The 529-nt window shown below is 34.4% G+C and carries 1 protein-coding gene; it reads right to left on the bottom strand.

Annotation, left to right across the window (positions count from 1 at the left end; all coding sequences use genetic code 11):
- On the bottom strand, positions 1–529 hold a 529-nt coding region (locus IDG60_RS01665; RefSeq protein WP_206160422.1), incomplete at both ends, for an ABC transporter ATP-binding protein.

Raw genomic sequence — 529 nt, forward strand, 5'->3', positions numbered from 1 at the left:
TTCCATCTTTGAACTGCTACATTTTTCTGGAAAAATCGTGACATGTTTTCAGATGTCAAAATATCATCTATTAATCCTTGTTGTACACTTTCCCCATCTTTTAATAGCAAAATTTTAGTAAAGTTACCAGTAATTTCTTCAATAAAGTGCGTCACATAAATCATCGCAAGCGTTGGATATGAATCTGACAATGAGTCAAGTATATTCAATAGTGACTCACGAGCAATAAAGTCTAAACCAGCTGCTGGCTCATCTAAAATTAAAACCTGAGGTTGCCCCATTAAAGCTCGTGCAATCATCACTCGTTGTTTTTCACCTGTAGATAAATAACCAATATATTGTTGCGCTTTAGCAGATATTCCAACTAATTTAAGTAAATGATGTGCTTCATTACGTACCTCATCATCAATATCTTGATAAACACCAATTGATTTAAAAGCACCGCTTATCACCACATCGATTACTCTTTCACCCTCTTGAAACTTTTCCAGTAAACTATGAGATACAAAACCTATATGTTGTCGTACAG

The sequence above is a fragment of the Staphylococcus sp. EG-SA-2 genome (assembly GCF_017152085.1).